Annotated in this window: 1 protein-coding gene; it reads left to right on the top strand. The window is 69.4% G+C overall.

The genetic code is table 11. The features are described from left to right. Positions 1-1132, top strand: a 1132-nt coding sequence (locus A5652_RS21965) for a non-ribosomal peptide synthetase (protein WP_156745478.1), incomplete at both ends; no start/stop codon positions are given.

Here is a 1132-nt window from a genome sequence, read left to right as displayed (position 1 = left end):
CGGCGGTGGGGGTGTGGAGTCAGTGTCATTCGTATGCCTTTGATGTCTCGGTGTGGGAGATCTTCGGTGCGTTGTTGCGTGGCGGGCGGTTGGTGGTGGTGCCCGAGGCGGTGGTGGGTTCCCCGCCAGAGTTGCATGGCGTGCTGGTTGCCGAGCAGGTCAGCGTGTTGACTCAGACCCCGTCGGCGGTGGCGGTGTTGGACCCGGCGGGGTTGGAGTCGGTGGCGTTGGTGATGGCCGGGGAGGCGTGTCCGGCTGAGGTGGTGGATCGGTGGGCGCCGGGGCGGGTGATGGTCAACGCCTATGGGCCGACTGAGACCACGATGTGTGTGGCGATCAGTGCGCCGTTGGCGGCGGGGTCGGGTGCACCGCCGATCGGTGCGCCGGTGGCCGGGGCGGCGTTGTTTGTGCTCGATGGCTGGTTGCGTCCGGTGCCGGTCGGGGTGGTCGGGGAGTTGTATGTGGCCGGTGCCGGTGTGGCGGTGGGCTATTTGGGCCGGGCGGGGTTGACCGGGTCGCGGTTTGTGGCCTGTCCGTTCGCCGGGCCCTCGGCGGCGGGGATCCGGATGTATCGCACCGGGGATCTGGTGCGTTGGGGGGCTGATGGGCAGCTGGGGTATGTGGGGCGCGCTGATGAGCAGGTCAAGATCCGCGGTTATCGCATCGAGTGCGGGGAAGTCCGGGCCGCACTGGCCGGCCTGGACGGGGTCGAGCAGGCGGCGGTGATCGCCCGCCAGGACCGCCCCGGCGACACGCGGCTGCTGGGTTATGTCACCGGGACCGCACACCCAGCCGACCTGCGCGCCCAGTTGGCCGGGCGGCTCCCGGAATATATGGTGCCGGCCGCGGTGGTGGTGATCGACGCGCTGCCGTTGACCGTCAACGGCAAACTCGACACCCGCGCCCTGCCGGCCCCCGAATACCAGGACGGCGGGGGTTATCGCGCTCCGGCCACCCCGGTTGAGGACATCCTGGCCGGCATCTACGCCGAAGTGCTCGGTGTGACACGCGTCGGGGTCGAGGACTCCTTCTTCGACCTGGGCGGGGACTCACTACTAGCCACCCGCCTAGTCGCCGCGATCGAAAACACCCTCGACGCCACCCTGTCCGTACGCACCGTATTCGAGGCGCC

The organism is Mycobacterium sp. 1165178.9 (assembly GCF_001673555.1).
Taxonomy (GTDB): Bacteria; Actinomycetota; Actinomycetes; order Mycobacteriales; family Mycobacteriaceae; genus Mycobacterium.
The sequence above is the reverse complement of the archived record's forward strand: the minus strand, read 5'-3'. Positions and strand labels throughout refer to the sequence as shown.